Annotated in this window: 10 protein-coding genes and 1 pseudogene; 2 read left to right on the plus strand and 9 right to left on the minus strand. The window is 68.5% G+C overall.

Annotated elements, in window-relative coordinates:
* Positions 1-33 precede the first annotated feature (33 nt).
* On the minus strand, positions 34-546 hold the full coding sequence (locus A6A40_RS29615) for a ferritin-like domain-containing protein (protein ID WP_108549383.1): 513 nt from the start codon (positions 544-546) through the stop codon (positions 34-36).
* Positions 547-860: 314 nt separating this feature from the next.
* Here A6A40_RS29615 and A6A40_RS32550 point away from each other — a divergent pair, with 314 nt between their 5' ends.
* Complete coding sequence (locus A6A40_RS32550) at positions 861-1058, plus strand: hypothetical protein (protein WP_472240648.1); 198 nt, start codon at positions 861-863, stop codon at positions 1056-1058.
* 75 nt (positions 1059-1133) lie between these two features.
* A pseudogene (locus A6A40_RS29620) lies at positions 1134-2489 on the plus strand (molybdopterin dinucleotide binding domain-containing protein); the annotation flags it as partial.
* A gap of 28 nt (positions 2490-2517) precedes the next feature.
* Here A6A40_RS29620 and A6A40_RS29625 read toward each other — a convergent pair.
* The 8 genes from A6A40_RS29625 to A6A40_RS29655 form a co-directional block, all read right to left on the minus strand.
* On the minus strand, positions 2518-3366 hold the full coding sequence (locus A6A40_RS29625; protein ID WP_108549384.1) for a tellurite resistance TerB family protein: 849 nt from the start codon (positions 3364-3366) through the stop codon (positions 2518-2520).
* Between the two features lie 144 nt (positions 3367-3510).
* Positions 3511-3669, minus strand: coding sequence for a hypothetical protein (locus tag A6A40_RS29630; protein WP_174718562.1), 159 nt, complete (start codon positions 3667-3669; stop codon positions 3511-3513).
* A 70-nt stretch (positions 3670-3739) separates the two neighbouring features.
* A complete protein-coding gene (locus A6A40_RS29635) occupies positions 3740-7063 on the minus strand; it encodes a hypothetical protein (protein ID WP_108549385.1) in 3324 nt (1107 codons plus the stop codon).
* Between the two features lie 15 nt (positions 7064-7078).
* Positions 7079-7210, minus strand: coding sequence for a hypothetical protein (locus tag A6A40_RS32170; RefSeq protein ID WP_257792315.1), 132 nt, complete (start codon positions 7208-7210; stop codon positions 7079-7081).
* A gap of 15 nt (positions 7211-7225) precedes the next feature.
* The gene (locus tag A6A40_RS29640) at positions 7226-9952 is read right to left on the minus strand and encodes a coiled-coil domain-containing protein (protein ID WP_146191668.1); all 2727 of its coding nucleotides are present in this window, start codon (positions 9950-9952) and stop codon (positions 7226-7228) included.
* Positions 9953-9957: 5 nt separating this feature from the next.
* Complete coding sequence (locus A6A40_RS29645) at positions 9958-14829, minus strand: acetate and sugar kinases/Hsc70/actin family protein (protein ID WP_146191669.1); 4872 nt, start codon at positions 14827-14829, stop codon at positions 9958-9960.
* Between the two features lie 13 nt (positions 14830-14842).
* Positions 14843-18448: a vWA domain-containing protein gene (locus tag A6A40_RS29650; protein WP_108549388.1), complete on the minus strand. Its 3606-nt coding sequence runs from the start codon at positions 18446-18448 to the stop codon at positions 14843-14845.
* A complete protein-coding gene (locus A6A40_RS29655; protein WP_146191670.1) occupies positions 18445-22080 on the minus strand; it encodes a VWA domain-containing protein in 3636 nt (1211 codons plus the stop codon). Before A6A40_RS29655 ends, A6A40_RS29650 begins: the two co-directional genes overlap by 4 nt.
* Positions 22081-22112 lie beyond the last annotated feature (32 nt).

Consider the following 22112-nt stretch of genomic DNA (forward strand, 5'->3'; position numbering starts at 1 on the left):
GGCCGCATGGTCCAGCCCCCGGCATCATGCCGATCAGCGCTTGGCTTCGGCGACCGTACCGGCTTCCTGGCGGGTCAGAAAGGTTTCGGTGACCTGCGGCAGCCGCTGCTCCAGCCAGGAGGCCATTTCGATTTCCTCGTCCAGGCTCTGCTGAAGCGTGCGGGCGATCTCGGTCTCGCCGGCCCGGATGGCGGCGGCGATCAGGGCGCGGTAGTTGGCGATCTCGAAATGCTCGAAGGCATAGTTGAAGATGCCGGCTTTCACGATCTCGTCGTCGGCGAACATGCCCGACAGCGATTGCGCGTTGCCGATCAGCATGCCGACGCCGGTCTTGATCGAAGAGGTGCTGCTGCCGAGCGACTGAAGGCACTGGCTCAACCGGTCGGCCTGCCGGTTGGAAACGTCGATGTGTTCCTGGGCCTTCTCCAGCATTTCCGGATAGTTCCTGATACGGTCGACCTGACGCTCAAGCATCTCGACCGCCTGGCTTTCCATGGCGTGGGCATCGCGCAGCCACGCGATCAGGTTGTCTTTGGCCTTGGGCATGGATGGTTCTCCGCTGAGCTGATGAGTCAGTCCCGGTCGCTCATCGCCGGGGGGCACCGCACCGATTGCGGGAGCCACTCTCCCTTGCCAACAGGACCGGGCCGGCTCCATTGCGCCCGGCCCCGCTGAACGGAGGGGGTATGCCTTTGCGGCAGCCAGCCCTTCCGGGGGGTACGGACGCTCGCACCGCCGGGCGGCACCGGGGAGCCTGTCGCCTTCCGGCCGGTTGGACCTTAACGGGGATGGGCGGCGCCCCCCCCAAAAAAGACCATGAGCGGACTGACCTTACGTGCAATCTCCGAAAGACCCGCGCCATGAGCATCGACGGATTGTCCGACGACGAGAACACCCCGCATTATGACAATCCCGCCGGCGGCTGGGGTTCGGTCGGCTCGATGGCACGGATCATGGGGGAAGAACGGCCGACACCGGCCGTGCTCGACACGCTGCGCCGGCAGAACAAGCCGGGTGGCTTCATGTGCGTGTCCTGCGCCTGGGGCAAACCGGCATAGCCGCACAGCTTCGGGTTCTGCGAAAACGGCGCCAAGGCGACGATCTGGGAATTGACCAGCCGGCGCTGCACGCCGGACTTCTTCGCCGAACACACCGTCGGCTTCGACGGGATGAAGGCGCGGGTGGAGGCCGTCGGCTGGGACGAGATCGAACGGGAATCCGGCCTGACCAGGGATGACCTCAAGCAGGCCGCCGACATCTACATCGAGGCCGACCGCTCCATCGCCATGTACGGCATGGGCCTGACCCAGCATGTGCGCGGGTCGGAAACGCTCGCCGCGCTGGTGAATCTATGGTTGCTGAAGGGCAACATCGGGCGCGACGGAACCGGCATCTCGCCGGTCCGCGGCCATTCGAACGTCCAGGGACAGCGCACCGTCGGCATCTCCGAAAAGCCGGAGCTGGTGCCGCTCGACCGGCTGGCCGGACAGTTCGGCTTTGAACCGCCGCGCAAGGAAGGGCTAAACACCGTCAAGGCCTGCAAGAAGATCCTGGCGGGCGAGGTGAAGGCCTTCATCGGGCTGGGCGGCAACTTCGTCCGCGCCATCCCGGAGCGCGACAGGATGGAGGCGGCCTGGCCCCGCATGCGTCCGACGGTCCAGATCGCCACCAAGCTGAACCGCAGCCACCTGATCAATGGTGAGGTGGCCTTCCTGCTGCCCTGCCTCGGACGATCCGAAAAGGATTTGCAGAAAGGCGGGGCCCAGGCGGTGACGATGGAGGACAGCCTGAGCTGCATCCACGGCTCGCTCGGCGACAACATGCCGGCCAGCCCCGATCTTAGATCGGAGGTCGCCATCGTCGCCGGCATGGCCAAGGCGACCCTGCCGCCCAACCCGAAGGTCCGCTGGGACGAATGGGTGGCCGACTATCGCCGCATCCGCGCGCTGATCGCAGAGACCTATCCCGCCGAGTTCCACCGCTTCAACGAACGGGTCTTCACGCCGGGCGGCTTCTACCGCGGCAATCCCGCACGCGAACGGATCTGGAAGACCCCGTCGGGCAAGGCCCATTTCACGCCGCCGGGGCATCTGCGCGCCATCGGGTTCGAAGATGCGTCGGGCCGCTTCAGACTGATCACGATGCGATCCAACGACCAGTTCAACACCACGATCTACGGCTGTTCCGACCGGCTCCGCGGGATCGAGGGCACCCGCGACGTGGTGCTGATGAACCCGGCCGACATCGCCGCCGCCGGATTGCGTGAGGGGCAGGTGGTCGGGCTTGCCGGCGATGCCGGCGACGGCGTCGACCGGCGGGTGTACGGGTTGACGGTCACGCCCTTCCGGCTGCCGCGCGGTTGCCTCGGCGCCTATTATCCGGAGATGAACCCGCTGATCCCGCTCTGGTACCATGACGAGGCGTCGGAGCCCCCCGCCGCCAAGGGCGTTCCGGTGCGCATCGTCACCGATCCGCCGGCACGCCCCTGACGGCCCCCTTTGACCGGCCGCGCGCCCGTCACACCATCGAGTCCAGTTCCCGGCGCCGCGATTCGGACAAACCGAGGCGGGCGGCGAGGTAGGCCAGATACTGGCGGTCGACCTCGCTGCCGCCGCGCACCGCCAACTCGGAGGCAAGATAGACCTGCTCCGCCGTATCCGCGTCGCGCACCTCACGGACGATGTCGTCCATCGGACGCGGGGACCGCAACTCCGCCTCGACGATCCGCCGGTCTTCCAGATCGGCCTGGGCGGCGTCCAGGCTGTCGAGGATGCGGCGCTGCTCGTCGGGCGATATCCGACCATCCGCATTCGCAGCGGCGATCATGGCGCGGATCAGCAGAAGCGCCTTCGCATCGCCCAGATCGGGTTCCGGCGTGCCGCCACGCAGCACCCCGGCCAAGCGATCGCCCAGGCCGCCGGTTGCACCGCCGCCCATCACGCCGCCTCCAAGGACGCTGCCGCCCATGGAACCTCCCGAGGCGCCGCCAAACACGCCCCCCAACCCCAACCGGTCAAGGATGCCGCCCAGCGGACCGCCGGCCGCGGGAGGAGGCCGCGATCCGGCCGGAGCCGGCCTCTGGCTGTCCTGATAAGCGCGGTAGGCGAGATAAGCCAGCGAGGCGAGCCCCGCCTTCTGAAGCAGCCCCGAACCATGTCCACCCGCCAGTCCGCCCAACCCGGCGGCCGGAGCATGGGGGATTCCATGCGGACTGCCATAACCGTGGCCGTAGACGTGCTTCTTTTTCTTCTTGCCCTTCTTGCCGAGGAGCAGAGGCATCGCAGCGGCAAAGGCCGGACCCCGGCCCGTGCGGCCGGCAAGGCCATTGGCCAGGATGACGCCGAGGACTTTGCTCAGGTTGCTCATCGTTCCCTTCCTCTTTGGGGTTCAAGGGCTGACTTGGGAAAGACCAAACCCCGCCGAGGCCGGGAGCCCTGGCCGGGAGCCGTAGACATGGGGTCGTTCCAGGCCATTGAAACCCGGCGCCTCTCAAGAATGAACCCCGCGGGCCTAGGGTTCTCCACGGCTGGCGCGGGCCGCCGCCAGGATTTCGTCCGACACGGTGGCGAGCGCCGCCTTGCGCTTCGCCTTCGCCGAACGTCCCGGCACCGGCCACTGCAGTCCGTCGATGAAGGGGCGCAATCCGCGGGTGAAAGCGCTGTGCGCCACATCGCCCTGGCGGGCCACATCGACGCCAAGCGCAGCGCGGCCTCCCGGAAAGCCGGACCGGTTCAGTCCCTCATAGGGTCAACAGCCACTTCGGCAGGCGGTGCGGCGCCTGCCGGACAATGCCGGGCATCGGATCGCGGCGCATCAAGGCGCGGTAGAGTTGCCGCGCAATGCTCCCGGCCGGCGGGTAGTGGGGCAGCGACTGGAAGAACAGGTCATAACGCTGGTCGTCGGGGTTGCCGAGCGTGCCGCGTGGCAGGCGCTGTTCGATGAGGATCAGGGTGGTGCGGGCTTTTTCCTCCTCCCCGCAGAGCTGGTCTGCGAAGTCGAGGAGGTCGCTTGCCGCCATCGTCCCGCTGGGAACCGACCGGGCCGGATTGGCACTGACAAGACACTGCGTCACATCGCGCAACAGGGAGACGCCACCCGGCCGGTCTTCGACACCGCTCTCGCGAAGAATGTGCGCGATCTCCCTGACCAACTGCCTGATCCGGTTGTTGGTACCGTCCAGGGGGGCTTGGTCCCGGCCGACCAGGGCGCACAGACTATAGAACTCCTGCCAAACGTGGCGCACCCGGCAAGCCTGTTCGACGCGGTCCAGAGAGTCGGCGACCGTACCAAGGCCAGGCAGGTTGGCGGTCTCTGAAACCGCGATCATCCTGGCCCGGACATGCTCGATGCGTGTGCCCAGCCCTTCGTCGCGAAAATCGGCGGCTTCCACATGCCCCATCTCGTCGAACAGGGTCGCCAGCGTCTCGACGAGTTCGACGGCTGCGGCCAAAGCGTCCGGGATCGAGCGATGCCCCCCGTCGCCCGCAGCGTCGAGCAACCGCAGCAACGCCATCCAGCGGTCAAACTCGCCGCGAAGGAGTTGCCGTGACTTCTTCAGGATGTCCGCTGACAGCAGCGCTTGGCCGATCAGATCGTCCACGACCCGCTTCGCGGTCTCGTCCGCTTTCCGGAGCAGTCCATGCAGCGGGTCCGGACCAATCCGCACGTCGCTCAGCGTGGCGAACAGCCGCGAGGCCCATGCCAGCGTGACGGCATCTCCGCGGTCCTTCCACATGGAGATCAACCGGTGCACGTCAGCCACGAGCAGCTGGCGCCATTGCGGGGGGACAAGCCGGTAGAATCTGCTGACGCGCAGCAACTCATCTTCCGCCGGCGCCGACGTCTTCCACAAACCGCGCGCCAGTGCGCTCCACTCCGCCCAGAAGGCCAGTTCCTTGCCCATCTGCGAATCCGGTGCCGTCAATTTCGCGGCATGGGTGGCGCAGTCTTCCAGATTGCGGTCGAGCGCCATCGGCTCCAGCCCGTTCAGCCGCCGGCCGCGCAAAGCGTCGAGGACCAGACCGGGAGCGTTGCCGGGGATCAACGTCCGAACGTCATGCCAGCGCTCAAACAGGCATTCGGCCAGTTTCCCCGCCGCCGCGGCACGGCCGAGCTCCACCCGAAGGTGCAGAATTGCCAAGAGATCCGGCGGCTCTCCTTGGGCTTGCAACTCCACCAGCAGAGTCCCGGCCCGCGGCCAGTCGGCATTCTCGATTGCGGCTTCGACGTCCAGCGCGATCGAACGGCGATGCAGCCGGTCCATCTCGAACCGCAGCGGCGGAAACTCGGCAACCGAAGTGAACAACTTGGTCAGCACGCGAAATTCGGCGGCCGTCTTGGCGGAGTCGCCGAGTTCGGCGTCCACGGCGGCCGAGAACCGGTTCAACCGATCCCTGTAGAGCGTCCGCAATGCGGTGTCGAGCCCCGGCGGCCAAGGTTTTAGCTCCGGAAGTTTGCCCAAGGCCATCAGCCAGCCATCCCACCAGGTCAGCTGGGCAGCCATGGCGCCGTTGGCCTGAACGGCGGCGAGCCTTGCGAAGTCGCCGAGTGCAAGCTGGAGGGCATCAAGGCTTGCCTGATCGATGGAGGGGTCGGCCCGCCGCATGTTGACAACCGCCTCCTCCACCCGCCACGCCGCCAGCGCGCGTCGGACGGCGGCGCGCGCCACAATGCTGTCAGCCCGCTCCCGTAAGCGTTGCGCCCGCTCCAGATCGGGGTAACGGGCACACAGCGCGTTCAGCCGCTCCTGGATGGGGCTTACATCATTGATGTCGGCCGAGGCCTCCGCTGCGGCAAGGGCCTCCCCGGCTTCGGCAAGACTGCTGTCGGCGCTCTCGGCGGCTCGCCGCAGGTCGTTGAAGGTCTTGGGCAGCGTGGCGGAGCCGGCCATGACGGCCAGATCGGGCAAAGGCGCCAACTTGCCGGCGGCGGCCTGTCGCCAGGCATGAGCGAGATCCGCCATCGTTCGCGCGACAGCCCGCGCCTTACCCACGAGAGGTCTCGACAATCGCGGTGCGGCGTCATGGAAACGTTTCGCCAGGATGTCAACATCCGCCCCGTCCGCAGCACGGGCGAGCGTGTTCCCGGTCTGCTTCAGGATGGCCGCCCATGCAGGAGCGAACCAATCCGCCTGCTCCCGTCCCTGCCAACGGGGAGGAATCCTGGCCCATTCCCTCTGGAAAACAACCAACCCGTCCAGACCCTGCGCCTCGCGTGCCGCATCCGCGCCCCAGCGGGCGACCGCGGCGGCAGCGGCAGCGTCCGCCTCCGCGATGGCCCGGATGAGTCGTTCGGGCAGGACCGCGTCGGCACGATGGGCGGCAAGTTCATCGAGCGTTGCCGCGAGAAGAGTGGCGTCGCCCGGCGACCGGACAGTCGCGGACGCGGCCCTGTCCAGCGCAGCCTGCAGCTGAACGCTGCGGCGCAGGATCTCCGCCATCCGCGCCTGAAGCGCGGCGACCTCGCGCGCAAAGGCCTCCGGCGCGGGGTCGAGCGTGTCGAGGGCGGCACCGGCAGCGTCCACGTCCCAGCGGTCCAATGCCTCCACCACTTGGGGCGTCACAGTGTCGAGCTGACGTCGGAACCGGTGGAGCGCGATGCGATCCCGGTCGCGGGCCACCCGTGGACGGCAGGACGGATTGCTGGCCGCGATGTCGTAAAGACGCGCCACCCAAAGCAGAAGATCGAAACTTGCGGTGGTGTGATCGATGCCGGCAAGGAAGTCGAGAGTCCGTTCCTGCAGCCGGCATAGCCGTTCGCTGCCAATCCTCCGGGTATCGAAGGTCCGCTCGACGAGGCTCCACACGCGCGGATCGTCCGGTCGGCCGATCTGATCCCAATCCGCCTCCAGATCGCCCAGACCGTCGGCCTCGTCGAGGGCTGACCAGGCTCGCGGCTGCTCGCGAACCAGCACCCGACGGGCCGCCTCTCCCTCGGGCCGGTGCGGAAAGCGATCGCGCAGGTCGGCGAGCAGGCTGACCGCACGTTCGCGGTCGCGGGCGTCTCCGTTGAGCAGGACCGTCGCCCGGCTCAAGGTGTCTTGCAAGGCCTCGTCGGATGGCATCGTGCACCGCACCGGTTACGGAGCGACCGGGCGCTGGAGGCTGGGCGGGGTTGGCGTGCCCGCTCCCTGGACGATCGGGTTCAGGATCAGAAAGGCCAGCAGGGCCAGCGACCAAACCACGGCGAAGACGAAGAGTGTGAGGCGCATCGGATGTCTCCCGGATCAGATCCAGTCGGCGGGGTTGAAAAGGACCAGGGTCAGGGCGGTGTTGCTGAACGGCGCGGCAAATCCGGCAGCGTGCAGGTCGATGGTGAATTCGCCACCTTGGGCTTCCCGTTTCAGAACCTGACGGCGGATCTCGGGAACGGCGCGGAATTCCGGCGTCGTGTGATAGCGCAACGACGCATCGGCCGGCGCCGGCTGCAGCAGGGGAGCCGTTTGGCACCGGACACCCGCATGGCGCACGGCACAGCGCATCAGCCACGCCGCGTCGCTCACCCGCAACCGGATCGCCTCGAAGACGGGATCGTCCGCAAAATAGGTCTGCAGAACCAGTTCGGCCCGCATCAGCTTGTGCAGAAAGATGATGGACGGGCTGATCAGGCAGTTCCAAAGGTAGGTCGGCTCCTGCACCGCCGACAGGTCAAGGCCTTCCTGCATGTCGTTGAAGTGGGCGAGCTCCGGCTGGAACTGATCGAGGCCGAGCAGCGCCACGACGTCGTCCCGCCCGGCCGCCCTCAGGCTGCCGATGGCCCGGTCGAGCGGCGACATGATGGACGCGAACCCCGCGCGAATGAGGAATAGGTCGGCATCGTCCCTCTCGATCCGGTCAATGGCGGTTTCAAGGGCGCTGACGTCGTCGGGCTCCGGAATCCGGCGACCTGCACGCTTCAGCAGCGCCGCGGCGAGGCGCCAGCGCGATGCGGAGCGGGCGCGTTGAGTCTCCAGCTCCCCGGTCAGCCGGTCGAAATGCTGCGCCTTGGCGCGGCTGTCTTGCATCTCGGCGGCCAGGGCAGCCACCTGCGCCTCTTCATCCTCGCCGATGGGAATCCCAAGCCGGTCGGTCAGGAGCTGCCGCCACCGGTCAAGCCGCCGCAAGCCCTCGACGCCTTCCAGCCAACGCTGTTCGGCTTCCGCCTGCCGCAATTTCAGGGCAGCGGCGATCTCGGGCAGCGAGCGCGATGTCGACGCCTCATCCGAGCCCGGTGGGTTCACCGCGGCCGTAAACTGCTTCACGGCATCCAGAATCGCCGCCCTCAGAGTGGTGGGGCGGTTGAGGCTTGGATCGGGGACCAGGAGTTCCAAGGCACCCCAGATCTGCTCGACCACCGGGATGGTATCCGCCAACCGGTCATGCGGAATGTGCAGAACACCGCGGATTGCCTCGAATGCGGCCAGACGCAGACGCAGGGGATCCGTGTCGGGCCGGCTTCCCTCCCTGATCTGCCGTTCGATCTGCTTCCCCTCGGTTCCGAGATCGTTCAGCACCCGCCCGAGGGCGCGGGCATAGTCTTGCCACTGCCGGGCCACATCCAGAACCGCCCGCACCGTGTCGGCATTCCAATCGCGCCGCAACTCCTCCTGAAGCTGGATGGGATTTTCCCCTGCCAGCAATGCGCGGCAATCCTGGATGTCCTGCCGCTCTCTGGCGATCCGTGACGACATATCCGCCAGCGGCACGTCCAGCGCATGTTCCAGCTTTGCGAGATTGCTCACCGTGTCCCGCAACACTGAGGCGGGTTCGTTGAAACGACGGTCGATCTGCATCATCCGGCGGAGCATGTCCCCGACGGCCCCGATGCGCGCGGAATGCTGCGGATGGAGGAAAACCGCCGTCCGCAAATATTCGTTCAGTGCCTCGTGGACGACCTCGCCGGGGGAAGGATAATCCGAGGCGGCAGCTTGTGCCGGCGCCGGTTGCGCTGGGGCCATTGGCGGTTCCGGCTGCGGTGCGGCGGTCGACCGGCGCGCGAACAGTGCGCCGATGCCCATGCCGGACAGCAGCAGGGTGAGGATGCCGACGGCAGGAGGCGCCATCAGCCCGACGGTGGAGCCAAACATCTGCATTCCAGGCTGGAACGCCCAGAAATAGGTCGAGAGGAAGGCGGCAGCATTGCCGCTGGCGGCTTTTCCGGGTTCGGTCCAGACCTCGAACGGGGAAAGGGACTGAAGTTTCGCCTTGAGCGCTGCAAATTCATCGTTCTTCGCAGCGACGTCGTCGCGTAACTGCCGCTCGACCGCTTTCAGCCGGTCGATCTCTCTTTGTTGCAGGACGGCCGTGGCCGACGACAGGGCTGCATTCGGAAGGCCGATACCGGTGTCTTCGGCGACCGAAACGGACAGGCCCCCCGACAAGGGGGTAGCGGCGGCCGGCGGTGCGGAGCCCGTCGCCGACTGGCGGCAAGGGGCGGATGGCCGCGACGATTGCTCCAGCAGGCTCTTGAGCTGCCGGTAGCGTTGGGCCGGCGCCTCCTTTTCAAGGTCGGACGGGACATGGATGCTCCGCGCCGCCATGTCGGTTGCGCCACCATCGAGGGAGCCTTCCAACAGGAACCGCCGGATGCGGCGGCCGCGCGCTTCGGTCTCGATCAACGGGGAGAAGTCGAAGCTCCGGTCCCGCTTTGGGAGGTCGGACTTGAGGCGGGCGTCGAAGGTCTCCGCTGTATCCGCCTTTGGCGCCAGCGTGACGATCCTGTCGGGATTTTCGAGGTCGTTGCGGAATGCCGGGGCACCGCTCGGCCCAAGATAGACACAGAAGGACGTGGTCTTCTCGGCCTCTTCGGCAGCCCGGTAGCGGACGACGGTGCAGCGGGCCAATGGCGTCCCCCCTGCCCCGCAAATCTCGGCCAACTCCACCCTGTGTTCGCCGACCGGCTTGGCACTCACCTGCGCGGCGGTCGAACCGATGGCGCCGCAGACGATCAAGGCCAGCAAGAACATCCTGACCATCGGTCTCACTCCTTGATCGGAGGCAGGACGGCATCGCCGATCGGCCAAGGCGGGCGCACGGCATCGCTGGCCGCCTCTCCATCGGCGCGCAGTTCGAAATAGGATCGGGTCCGGTTGCCGATCCGGATGATCAGCGCACCATCGGAGGTCTCGTCGGTGGTGACGACCAGCGTCCGGTCCTCGGCCCAATAGGTGTCCACGCGGTATTCGGACGAGGCGAGGTCGATGTAGAAGTGCTGGCGCAGCGTCGCCAGATCCTCCCTGGGTCTGGGAGCCTTGAGGGCGACCTGCACCAGCCGGAAATACTGGTTGTCACCCAGGTCGATGCTGACCGTCTTGCCCTGCTCCAGGTTTACGATGTCCTTGTGGGGCATCAGCATGACCGCGAGCCGCGGCGGCGGCGGCGGCTCCGCCGGAGCCCGCATGCCCTGCCACGCGATGGCGCCGCGCACCACCGCCTCCTTCATGGACGTTCCGGACTCGGCGTCGTTGAGGTCCGGAATGCTGGTCGTAGCCGGGAAATGGCGGCGCACGGCATCCGCCAGCCCCGGCCACAGCGCGCCGCGGCCCGAGATCAGCACGGTGTCCACCTTATCCGGGGCAAGACCGCTGCCGTCCAGCGCCTCGCGGATGACGTCCCCGGTCACGAAGCGCACATACTCCCTCAACGGCCCGTAGTCGTGAACGCTCCCCGCCGGCAGCACCAGTTCGATCCGGTCGCTTTCGCCTGCGCCGGACCCGACCTGGTAGGAAAGGCTGATCCGGTCCATTGGCTGCTCGCCCGACAGCCGGTCGCGCACATTCTGCCGCGCCTCGATCGAATCCTGCCGCAGCATGAGCGGCCAAGGGTCCGGCAGAGTGGGCGCCGCCACGGCGATCCGCAGCGGCTCGGTGCCGTTCCATCCCCTGCCGCCGCTGCCGCCCTGTTTGGCTTCGCGGACGGCCAGCCACAGGGAATGGCTGGCGCTGGTGTGTTCGGCCTCGCGATTGCGCACCGGGGCCTTGGCGACGAGCGGAAACCGGTACTCGAACATGCTCGAATCGGCGGACAGCAGATCGCGGATGGATGTGTCCACCAGCCGCGCCAGCACCCCGTCCAGATGGTTGCCGGCAACGGGTACGCCCAGGCGGAAGAGAGTCCGCCAACGCTGAGGATAGGCAATGCGGTCGTCGGCCCAGTCGATGGCGATCACGGACAGGTCCAGCGTCCCGGCGCCCAGATCGTAGACCAGGATATGCTCGCGTCCGGTGGGACGGTCGCCCCGGCTGCGGCGCTGCAGGCAATAGTGGTAGGCGACGGCATCGGATTCGCTGAGCAGCCGTATCCGATCCCGGCGGGGGATATCGAAGCGCTTCGCCAGGGCGGCGAATGCGTTGCGGTGCAACCGCCCCTGGTGCAATGCGGTGAAGGTGTTGGGATGGGTGATGACGATCTGGCCCGGCCGCACCTCGTCCGGCAGGATGTAGGCCTCGGCCAGCGCGGCGAAGCCCGACTGGACCAGTTCGTCCAGGGGCAGGTCGCGCTCCATCGTTTCATGGCCGTCGCGCAGGAAGGAGACCTTGTCCTTCAGCGGAACCCTGGGGACCGCCAGCCCGACCCAGCTCTTCAGCGAATAGATCACCCGGCCCGGCGAACTCCGCAGGCTTTCCATCGGCGCCGGCAGGCTGATGAAGGACGGGTCGCCCGGCTTCAGCGACGCCGGACCGAAACGCGGGAAGCCCGGCCGCAGCTGGCGATCCGGCACGGGATCGCGGCGGCGGTCGGCGTCGCAGAGGATGAAGCTGGGAAGCAGGGACCGGCTGTTGCGCTCGACGTTGGCACGGTCGAAGTCTGCAAGGCAAGGGTTCGACGGCGATGCGTCGCCGCTGCCCTGTCGGATGTGCTGCAGTTGCAGCACGTTGACCTGATCGCCGCGCCCGTGCGCGACGGAGATGGCGGACGTGCCGAAATCGATGCACAGCCAGTTCGGCGACGGCTGCAGCTCCAAGCGCAGGGGCACGACGATGGACAGCGTGCGCTCCGTCTTGCGGCCGAGGTCGTCGACGATTTCCAGGGCGACGGTGACGCTGGCGGACACCAGCCCCATATCCAGCACGCCGCCTTCGATGCTGCGGATCGGCTTGGTGTCGAGGACGATGGCGCGACGCTCGGCCGGCTGACCTTCCCGGACCTTGGGTGCGGCAAGCGCAGGCTGGCCATTGACGAACTGGAGCACAGGCCTTTCAGAGGACCTGATCCCCAATCCGGAAACGATCACCGCCTCGCCGGACAGCCGGCTGTCGATCGCGGCGTCGACCGTCCCATTTCCATCGATGCCGCTGTTGCCAATCTCCAGGTCGAACAGGATCACCACGTTTCGACGGTCGTCGAAGCGGACATCCCGGCCCGACAGTTCCAGAACGTCGCCGGGCAAGGGAACGAGCGGCGTGTATCCTCCGTCTCCGATCTGGCGCCGCCAGAATGGCTGGTCGGACGGGCGGTCCCAGGCGATCTCGATCCGCTGCGCGCCGTCGACGATGACCAGCGTGGCGTCGCACCGCGTGCTGTCCCGGCGCAGCCTGGCAAGATGGGGTCCGGCGGCCGATCCGGGTGCGCAGCGGCCGGAAAGCATGAAGCGATAGGTTTCGTCGGAGGCTGGCGGGTTGGACACATGCGTGCCGTCGCACCACAGCATCGCCCTGCGGGTTTCGGCCGCCGCCGCCGCGACGGTCACGTCGGAATTGTCCAGCGTCGCGGTGTCGTCCGGCAACGGCCCCTCCGGGCGCTCCACGCGCAGGGTGAAACGGTCCTGAAAGGGCAGAGCGAAGCGCCGGCGGGCGTTGCTGACGAAATGGAAGCTGCCGAGCAGGCAGGCCTGCGGCGGTTCACCTTCTCGATGACCGCGGAATTCAGGCGTCATCGCCGGCGGTTCGAAACCGACCTGCGGCTCGCGCGGCGATTCGGGCACGAGCCGCAATGTCAGCGCGATCTCCAGCGAAAGCCCACCCGTACCGACGCGGTCACTCTGCATCCGGCTCCAGCTCAGCTGGACCATCCCGGTCACCGGCACGTCCACCGGCCCGGTGACGGCCGGCACCTCCAGATCGAGGATCGTGCGCGGGTCGATGAAAAGCGCGATCACCATTCCGTGCGAGATCGTCTGCCGGATCTCGGGCTCAAGGCGGCCGGTGGCGTCGGCCGCGGCGAAGCCGATCACCGGCCCGCCGGCCCCGTCCAGCACCAGACCGCCGGGCAGCTCCCAGCCGGCGGCGCGCACGGCGGCGTCGCGATGCGGCTCCTCGGCATGTCCACCCGGACGCCGGGGGGCCACGTTCCACACCTCGACCGTGCCCAGCAGGATCGGCGCCTCACCGGGGGCGTCGAAACCGATGCTCACGGTGCCGGCGCTCTGCCAGGTCAACCTCGGCCGGAAACGGCGGCGGGCATAGAGGGACCAGGCGCCGCTGCCGCTGAACAGCAGAAAGAGCACGCCAGCCGGGCCGCCATAGGCGAGGCCCTGGTCGCGGATGCGGGCGCGCTCCTGAAGGATCCGCTTGACCGCGTCCTCCTGGGTCAGCCGCCCGTCTCCCTCCCGCCACAGGGCGGCCAGGTTGCGGTTGTCGAGGGTGATCTCGCGAAACCACTCCTCCCACATCCCATCCAGGATGGGCAAGGCGAACCAAGGCAGCACCGTCTCCCGCTGAACCGTCAGGACGGGCTTCGTCGCGATCTCGATGCGGCGTTCGTCGACCGGGAACATCAGGTTCCGGTAGACCGGCGTGTCATAGCGGAACTCCGCCGCAAGCCGGACCGAAGCCGGGGGCTTGGAAGGCGGCGAACCGCCCTTGAAATCGGCTTCGCCGATGTCGATCAGGTCGAGCAGCTGCCTGCGGCAGCCATCGCGGCAGCTGGATATCTGCTTGCCGTTGACCGACACCCGTTCGGCTTTGAACCTGCTGCCTCCGCGCACGACCAGCTCGGGCGTGCGGCCGTCGTCGGTCACGACGACGACATCGTTGGGGGACGTCGCGACACGGTCGAGGACGAGCCGCAGCGGCACGTCGATCAGTCCGGCTGGATCGCTCTCGACCGCTTTCGCTTCGGTGAAGACCACATGGAATCTATCCGACACATCTGAAAAGCCGGCCGTCAGGCCACCTCTCTCGTCCGGCGTGACGATCCAATCCGGCGGCGAGTTCAGATAGAAGTTGGTCTGAACCAGCCGGGCCAGATTCAACGCCTGCTCATGATTCTGGGTGCCCTGCTTCCGGGCGAACTGGGCGATTTCGGCGGAAGGGTTCGTGTTGGAGACCAGGTTGGTGACATTGACCAGCACGACGCGCGAGAACCGGCTGTCTGCGGGGACACGGTCCTTGCCAGTCGTCAGGGCGAGAATCGACGCGGTGGATATGGGAGACCCGTCGTGGCGCAGCCGGCAGTCCGGCCGCGGCCCGCGCACAGCTTCGCCGATCCTGGCAGCCAGCTTCTGCGACAGCATGGCGGCTGTTTTGGGCTCCCGTACGTCGATCCAGACGAACAGGTCTTCCGGGAGGAAGCTGTTGGGATTCGGCGGATCGCCATCCCGATTGCACCGGGCGTCCCGAACGTTCGTTTCGGTGATGCCGTAGACCGCGACCGACAGAACGTCACGGGTCGGATCGAAGACCGGAAACCGTCTGGCCTCGGCGCCGCCATGGGGCCGCTTGTCTCCGAACAGGATCGACGGCGCATCGGCGACGATCCGGTTGCGGTACTTCGCCATGTCGCCGGAATCGTCGATCAGCATGATGAAATGCGTGCCATACGGCAGCGGCGCCTCCACCTGCGCCGCCACCGGCCCCAATGCGGCGATCCAGCCGGTCACCACGGCAGCGGCCAGCAAAACCCGTCGTCTCATGAAAGCGGTTCCTTCAAGCACAGACCATGTCCCGCGACATCCGGTCCAGGCAGAGCCCCCAAGCGAGATCGCTCCATTGGGTCCAACCCGGCTCGCTGCGGACGAGCCTGCCGGTCGGCGACTCCTCGAGCGCCGCGATGAAGGATTTCGGGTCGGCCACCCACGCCTGGGGCAGAGCAGCGTAGGGATCGATGGCGGGAAGCGTCGTTCCATCGAGCGCCGCCGCCATCGTGACGGCCTGGTCCAGGGCTTTTTCGTAGTCGCTCAGCCGCAGCCCGTCCCCGGTCAGCAACGCCAGGGGATAGCGGCGCCCGGCGCGCGTCAGGACCACCGCGTCGGCATCCTCCTTCAGGTGCCCCTGCGCCGTTTCCACCAGGATGGCAAGCAATGCGGACGGCTCCCGCAGCAGGCTGACGGCCAGCGGCGAAAACGGTGCCGGCTCGCGGTCCTGCCGATTGCCGATCAGGCAGGCGATCCGGGCTGCGTTGCACTCCTCCGGCCACACGAAGGCGGCGTGGTCGGCGGAAGCCGAGACGTGAAGAAGCCGGGCGACCGGCGCCGGATCGCAGGACAATGCAATCGCAATGGCGGGGTCCGCGGCGTCGACCACGTCGCCTCCGGGTCCGAACACCGTTGGCGCCGCCCCGCCGATACCGATCCAGCTTGAATCCCCGGCAGCGCCGTGCGCCTGCGCCCAATCCTCGTCAGGCCAACTCAGCACCTCCTGGGCGTAACGGTCGAGGCCGACGCGCAAGGCTTGACCGATGTCGTCCCGCGCCGTCAGGGATGCACCGAAGACGCCGAGGCGCAACGACACCGTCTGTTCGGCGGGCTGCCAGGTCGGGATGAAGCGCAGGGTGTCGCACAGGTTCGGAAGCTGACGGGCGAACCAAGCGTCCAAGCGCGGCCGGACACGCGCTTCCCAACCGGGCCAACGATCGAGGTCCCGCCCGGCCTCCGCCAGCGCTCCGGCCACCGACATGGGTACCGGCGCCCGCGAGCCGCCGGACAGAAACACCGCTTCCCAGCCAGCCAGCGATGCCGCGAGACGGGAGAGCATCGCCCGCGCTTCCAGCAGGATGGACGATCCGAACGCCGCAAAGGAAGCGCTCTCCGGGCGGTCTGCATAAGGCAGCAGCCTGGCGTGCAGATCGGCCATGGCCGTCTGCAGGATCGTTACTGCCGCCCGCATGCCGCCGACCGGGCAGCGCCCCTTGGCCGCGGCCTCGTCGATGGCCCTGCGGCACCAACTTTCGAGATACAGGCCGAGAAGGATCCGCTCGCGGTCGCAGAAAGCCTTTTGTTCGTGGTCGGGCCGATCAACGGGCAGATAGCCGCCGCCGTATACGAAGGCTCCAACCGGCTCTTCGCCCGATTGGACTTTTCCGGCCAGGAGGACGCTTTGCGGAGCGGCGGGGCCGGACCAGAAGGCAGTGACCAACTGGTTGAGCAGCCCGCCATCGAGCGGCGCCGGAACCAGCGCGTCGACTTGTCCCTCCAGGCCGAGCCAGCGCCGCAGCACGCCTTCTTCCAGCGTGCGCTCCCGCACCCAGCGCCACAGTGCGTCCTGCGGCACGCGATGGACGCGGGCCAGCGCACCGCGGGCAAGGCCCGGTGCCGGCGGCGGCAGCCGTTCAGCCAGTGCCGGCGAGGCGAGCAGCCCCCAGATCAGCGCGGCGGCGGCCTCCACGCGGTCCCGGCGCTCGTCGAACGGTCGGCCGACGACGAACATCTGATCGAACAGATGGCGCGCCACATGGCGTTCACCATCGCGCTCGACCACCACCGGGTCCTCGCGCCGTGCCAGGAAACGTTCCATTTCGCGGGCGAAGGCCGCGATGCCCGCCTTTTCGCCGGTGGCAGCGTCGGCAGCCAGCGCCAGCGCCGTGACGCCATGCCCCTCGCCGGCCGCCACATGCGCAACGTCCGCCAGCAGGCCCGTCGCCTCGGCGTCGTCAGCGGCACCCACCGCGAACACCGCCACCTCATGCCGGGCGCGGCCTGCCAAGCGGTCGAGCACGGCTTTGCGCAGGATGTCGTGGTTGGCGAGACCGGCGGCGCGCGCCTTGGCGCGGTCGCCATCGGCGCCACGCGCCGTCGTCAGGGGTTGGCCCCGATCGAACCAGCATGCGAGCGGCACCCAGCTCCAGGCATCGGGCAGGGCTTGGCCGCGCAGCGCCGTCGCCATCGGCCAAAGGTCGGCATGCAGACCGAGTGTCTCCTGCGGATCCAGCATGACGCCGGGGCCGGGGCCGGGGCCGGGTTCGCGAACCGGGCCGACCTGCAGGGCGAGCAGGGCAACGCCCCCGTTGCCGCCAAAGCGTTCGCCGAGCCACTCCTTCAGTGTTTCCACCACGGCCCGGCCGTCCCGGCCAAGGCCGATGACCACCGCCGGACGCAGCGTCGGGCGGAACGGGGGCGATCCGAGCACCGGAACGGGCGGCGGCAGAGGAGCCGGGGCAAGGTCCGCCGCCATCCCCTTCCCCGCCTCGGGAAGCGCTGGCTCTGACGGGCAGCGAAGGACTCGTGACAGAGCCAGCATCAGCAGCGGGTGCGCCAGCGTCGTCGCGATCACGATGTCCAGCGGCCTGATCCAGCCGGTCCAGCGCGGCAGCACCAGAACCCGGTTGGCCGGGGGGCCTTCGGCGCTGCTCATGCCGCCGTCAGGCAGGCGCCAGGCAATGCGGCCCCTTTCCGCCACCACGGGATGCCATCCCAGGCAGTGCGCCTGCAACCCGTAGGTTACCGGCACCGGGATTCCGTCGAACTGCGGCAGAGGCCAGGACATGCTGGTGCCCTGAGCGGTCCGGATGTCGACCGGCATCGCCCCGCCGGTGTCGTCCACCGTGAACGGACGGGGAGCGTTGGCGACTTCGTCGAGAAGTCCGGCGATTGCCCGCTGCCCGCTCACCTCGGCGGCGAGGGCGGTGAACAGGGCCACCAAGCCGTCGAACCGGGCGGTCAGGAAAACCCGTTCCGAACTGCCGGCCACCGCCGACATCAGCGCCAGGGTCTCATCGCCGCCGAAACTGGCGCAATAGACGGCCGGTCCGGCCGGGTGACGGCGCAGCGCCTCGGCATGCGGCAGCACATCGTCCACGGTGTCGAAACCGTCGGAGAAAAGAATGACCGTGCGCTTCACGTCGGGGCGCGACGCGTCCAGCAACTCGCCGGCGCGCGCCAGCGCGGCTCCGATCTGCGTTCCACCGCCGGGCTGGATGGCGGAAATCGCATGGATGGCCCGACGCTTGTCGCCCGTGAATCCGCACAGGCATTCCGCGGCGTCATCGAACGATACGACGGCGACATGGATCGGATCGGGCAGCCGTCGCACGAAAGCCGAAGCAGCCCGGATCATTTCCCGCAACGGGCTGCCGGGGGTTGCGCCCATGCTGCCGGAATGATCGAGCAGGAGGACGACGTCGTGGTTCTGGACCGCTTCCGTCCTGATCGGCGGCTCGGCGGCCACGGTCACGGTGACAATGTCGCCGCGGCCGACGATGCGGCGGGAGACGCTTCGCCGGACCGCCTTGCCGCGCGACCGGCCGAACCACGCGATGAGACCCCAGCCGGAGCCCACCCACAGGATCAAGAGTCCCAGGATGATCATGGCGGTCATGCCAGCACCTCCTCTTCGAGGGCGATCGAGATGGCCGCGAGCGTCAGCAGGCGCTCTCCCGCGTCGGCATTGGGCTCGACATGCGAGCGCGTCCAGGCGTCGAGCACAGAGAAGTCTCCCGATTCCGGCCGTTCGGAAACCTCCGGCACCGGCGGGGACCGTACGAAGACTGCGGCAGCCGCAGCGAGGCTTGGGTCGCCCTGGGTCAGGAAGACACCGGGTTCGCTCAGGAACCAGCTCATGCGCCCCCAGGGGTCCGGACGTTCCGACAGGCAGCCGCCGCGGTAGAGCCGGGCGAACGAGCGGAAGCGATCCGGATCGGCCGCCGCCAGGGCGAGCGCGGGCGGCAGGTCGTCGATCTGGCGGTCGAGAAACTGGCTGAGACGCAGCCGCAGGCGTTCCGCGGTCAAGTCGAGCGGCTGCACCACCGGCAATGTGTGGGATGGAAGCCGGCTCGGCAGCGGCGCCGCCCAGGAGATCCGCGCCATGGTGGCGTGGCCGTACGCGGTCGCCTCCAATCGGGGCGGGCAGCCTGCCGGTTCGACGACCGTCCGGCTGAAGGCAACGATCGTTGCCTCCGCCGCACGGTCGGACGCGCTCGGCCGCACCAGCAACGTCCCGGCAGCCGGACGGGAAGCGGCAATCAGCGTCTCCGCCAGACGCCGGGCCTCGCCGGCATCCACCGTCGCCAGGACGCCGGCGATCTGCCGGTGTCCGACCAGGCCGGCGACGGGAGCGGCCGCCCGCCGCAGCATGGCGATAGCGGCATCCGGGTCGCGGTGGTCGGCGCGGTGGCCGATGCGGCTGCGCAGCACCGGGGCCGGCGTGCCGTTCTCGACCACGACGGCGAAGGACAGGTGGCTGCGCAGGTTGGCATTCGGGCCGTGCTCACGCAGCCAAACGGTGAAGGCCTCATCCAGCCTGCGGCCGATCCCCTCGTCGTCGGCCGCGTCCGACAGGATCGCGAGGGCACTCGCGGATGGCGCCGTCGCGGCGCGCAGCCTTGCGGATTCAGCCGCGGTCTCGCTCGCCGCAGACAGCAGACGACCGGTCCAGCCGCGCCAACTGTCGGACAGGACCGAGAAGCCCTTGGCCAAGGTTTGCAGCACCGCGACGGCATCCGGCGCGGCACCGAGCCCGGAGGCCTCGCCCGCCAACGGACCGGCGATGCGCTGCGCAAGCCACTCCGACAGCGCGGCGACCTCGACCGGCGTGATGGAGTTTCCCGGCGGTTGCCCGGACGCCGGACACAGCATGGCCGTCAGCGACGCCGCCGCCGATCGTGTGATCCATTCCGGCGCGCCGCCGTTCAGTGTCGGCACCATCGCCAGAAAGGCGGGAAGCTCCTGCGGCTCGGCCGCCGCACGCAGCAGCATGGCCCATGGCGAGGCCGGCGGTTCGGCGGCGCGGATCTGCGCCACCAAATTGGACAGACGTTCAGCCGACGGGGCCGGCACGTCGTAGCCGGACCCGTCCGGAGCCGGCGTGATGCCGCCCAGAAGGTGCCAGCCGATCACACGGAGCAGGAACTCCTGTTCCGTCAGCCGGTGTTCCGTCGCGGCCGGGACCGTCAGCCCGCGTGCCGTGACTGCGGCGACCGGACCGGCGGACCGCGCCATCGCCGGCAGCCACGCCCGCCGCGGGCGCGGCGACAGCAGCGTGTCGCAAAGCACGACCGTCTGTGCGATGGCATCGTCCGGGGCGCCGGACACCGTCATCACCGTGTCGAAGGGCGCCTCGTCGTCGGTGGCCGCCAGCTCCGGCCGTGCCGAGCCCAGCAGCACAGTCCGCGGATAGCACGGGAGCCGCGAGGCTGTTTCGCATTCCCGCAGGAATGCCGTGCGCCGCGCACGCTCCGGGGCGCCGGCCCCGCCTTCGGCGGCGATGCAGAGGATCTCTGGAATGATCACACCCGCAGCCTGGGCCGCCCTGGCCTGCCGGCGCAGCACCCGGGCGATGTCCAGCGCCGCGGCGCTGCCGAAGCCGCCGGCCGTATCGAGCAGCACGACGATCTGGCGCACCCCGTCCGCCGCCGGACGCGCCATCAGCGCCTGCAGTCCGTCTTGCAGCGCTTCCGCAAGACCACCATGTTCGAACCAGCGCAGCAGCGCTGCCCGGCCCAGCGTCCGGTCGCCATGCACGCCTCGTTCGAGGCTGAGTTCCTGCCGCGATGCGCCCTGGTATTTGCGGAGCGGCAGGCCGGACCACACAGTGCCGGGCCTTGCGGAATCCGGAATCCGGTCGCGCAACCATTGGTTGGCGTCAGTCACGGCGACCGGGGCCGTCAGTGCCGTGACCGGAAAGTCCTGGGAGCCCGGCTGCGCCGCAAGCGCCTGTGACAAGGCGTCGGAGTCCACATCGACCGCGATGAAGCCGACAGGAGGTGTGCGGTTGCCCCCTGCCGTCGCGGTCAGGTGACGGCGTACCGCAAGTGCGGCTCGTCCGCCCCAGCCGCCGACGCCGACAATCAGCGTCGGTACGGCAGCCTCAGCGGGACTCGCCGGTACCGGCAGGCGCAGCACCTGGACCGGCGGCGGAGGCGGCTTAGGAATGGAGTCTGACGGAGGAGGAGGAGGCTCCTCCTTCGGGCGGGACAGCAGAGCCAGTGCCGCCCACCCCAATGCGGGCGCAAAGGCAACTGCCAGGAACAGCGGCGAGACGACCAGGATCGACGGCGTGCCGGAGCGCAGTTCGACCTCGCCCGTGCCGTCCGGCTTCGGATAACGCAGCTGGGCCGGTGCATATGTCACCGGCACGTATCCGAGGATGTTGGGGCGAACCGTAACGGCGAACATGGCGGGGGAACGGCGCAACGGCTGGATCCGGCGGGCAAGACGCCCGTCGGCGTTGCCGACCGACCAGCCGCCGTCCTCGGCCACGACATCGAAGAGACGCCCGTCCATCGGCAGCGCCAGCCGGGCGCGATGGGCCGCAATGCCGTCATCCGTCGTGGTGACGCTGCGGAATTGGGCCGTGATCTCGCTCTGGTTGGTGGGGATCAGGGTTCGGCCGGGCGATCCCGTCACCTGGGACATGTGGGCGATGTCCAGGCTGTTCGGCACTCCGACCACGAAGAGTTCAACCTCATTGCCGCGCAGCGCCTGGCTTGCGCCAATCACCTCGGGCCAGCCCATCGGGTTCGGGCATGACGAGCACGCGACCCATTCGCCGTCGGTGTAGAAGACAGCCAGCCGCCGCGCCTGCGGACGGGCGCGCGCCATGACGGAGTCGATCTCGCGGAACATCGCGCGCGAGTCATTGGCGCCGCTACGGTCGAGCAGCGGCGCCAGGGCGCGCGCCGAGACACGGTCGGCCGACGCGGTCCAATCCGCCTCGATGCGCGCCTCGGTGTCGAAACTGACGACCGCCACCCGGTTGGCAGAGGCCCCCGACAGCAGCAGGTCGTTTGCTGCCGATTCGATCGCGGCGAGCAGGGTCGGCCGGGTCTCCCGGGTGGAACCGGAGACGTCGACCAGGACGAGCAGGTCGACCGGCGGCGGGGGCAGCGGCCTGCCACCGGTTTCATCCGGCACGCCGGCGAAATCGATCCGCAGCGGGACCGCCCCGCCCATCACCAGAATCCGGTCGGCCGTCACGGCGAGCGGGCCGCCCTGCGGCTGGACTGCTGTCATGACCGCCCAGCCCCAGAGCCCGGCCAGGACCA

It is taken from the genome of Azospirillum humicireducens (assembly GCF_001639105.2).
GTDB classification, from domain to species: domain Bacteria; phylum Pseudomonadota; class Alphaproteobacteria; order Azospirillales; family Azospirillaceae; genus Azospirillum; species Azospirillum humicireducens.

Excerpts from the sequence above, each read along its gene's own strand:
- A6A40_RS29615 (WP_108549383.1), bottom strand. The coding sequence starts at position 546 with ATGCCCAAGGCCAAAGACAACCTGATCGCGTGGCTGCGCGATGCCCAC.
- A6A40_RS29625 (WP_108549384.1), bottom strand. The coding sequence starts at position 3,366 with ATGAGCAACCTGAGCAAAGTCCTCGGCGTCATCCTGGCCAATGGCCTT.
- A6A40_RS29650 (WP_108549388.1), bottom strand. The coding sequence starts at position 18,448 with ATGACCGCCATGATCATCCTGGGACTCTTGATCCTGTGGGTGGGCTCC.
- A6A40_RS29655 (WP_146191670.1), bottom strand. The coding sequence starts at position 22,080 with ATGACAGCAGTCCAGCCGCAGGGCGGCCCGCTCGCCGTGACGGCCGAC.
- A6A40_RS29635 (WP_108549385.1), bottom strand. The coding sequence starts at position 7,063 with ATGCCATCCGACGAGGCCTTGCAAGACACCTTGAGCCGGGCGACGGTC.
- A6A40_RS32550 (WP_472240648.1), top strand. The coding sequence starts at position 861 with ATGAGCATCGACGGATTGTCCGACGACGAGAACACCCCGCATTATGAC.
- A6A40_RS29640 (WP_146191668.1), bottom strand. The coding sequence starts at position 9,952 with ATGGTCAGGATGTTCTTGCTGGCCTTGATCGTCTGCGGCGCCATCGGT.
- A6A40_RS32170 (WP_257792315.1), bottom strand. The coding sequence starts at position 7,210 with ATGCGCCTCACACTCTTCGTCTTCGCCGTGGTTTGGTCGCTGGCCCTG.
- A6A40_RS29645 (WP_146191669.1), bottom strand. The coding sequence starts at position 14,829 with ATGAGACGACGGGTTTTGCTGGCCGCTGCCGTGGTGACCGGCTGGATC.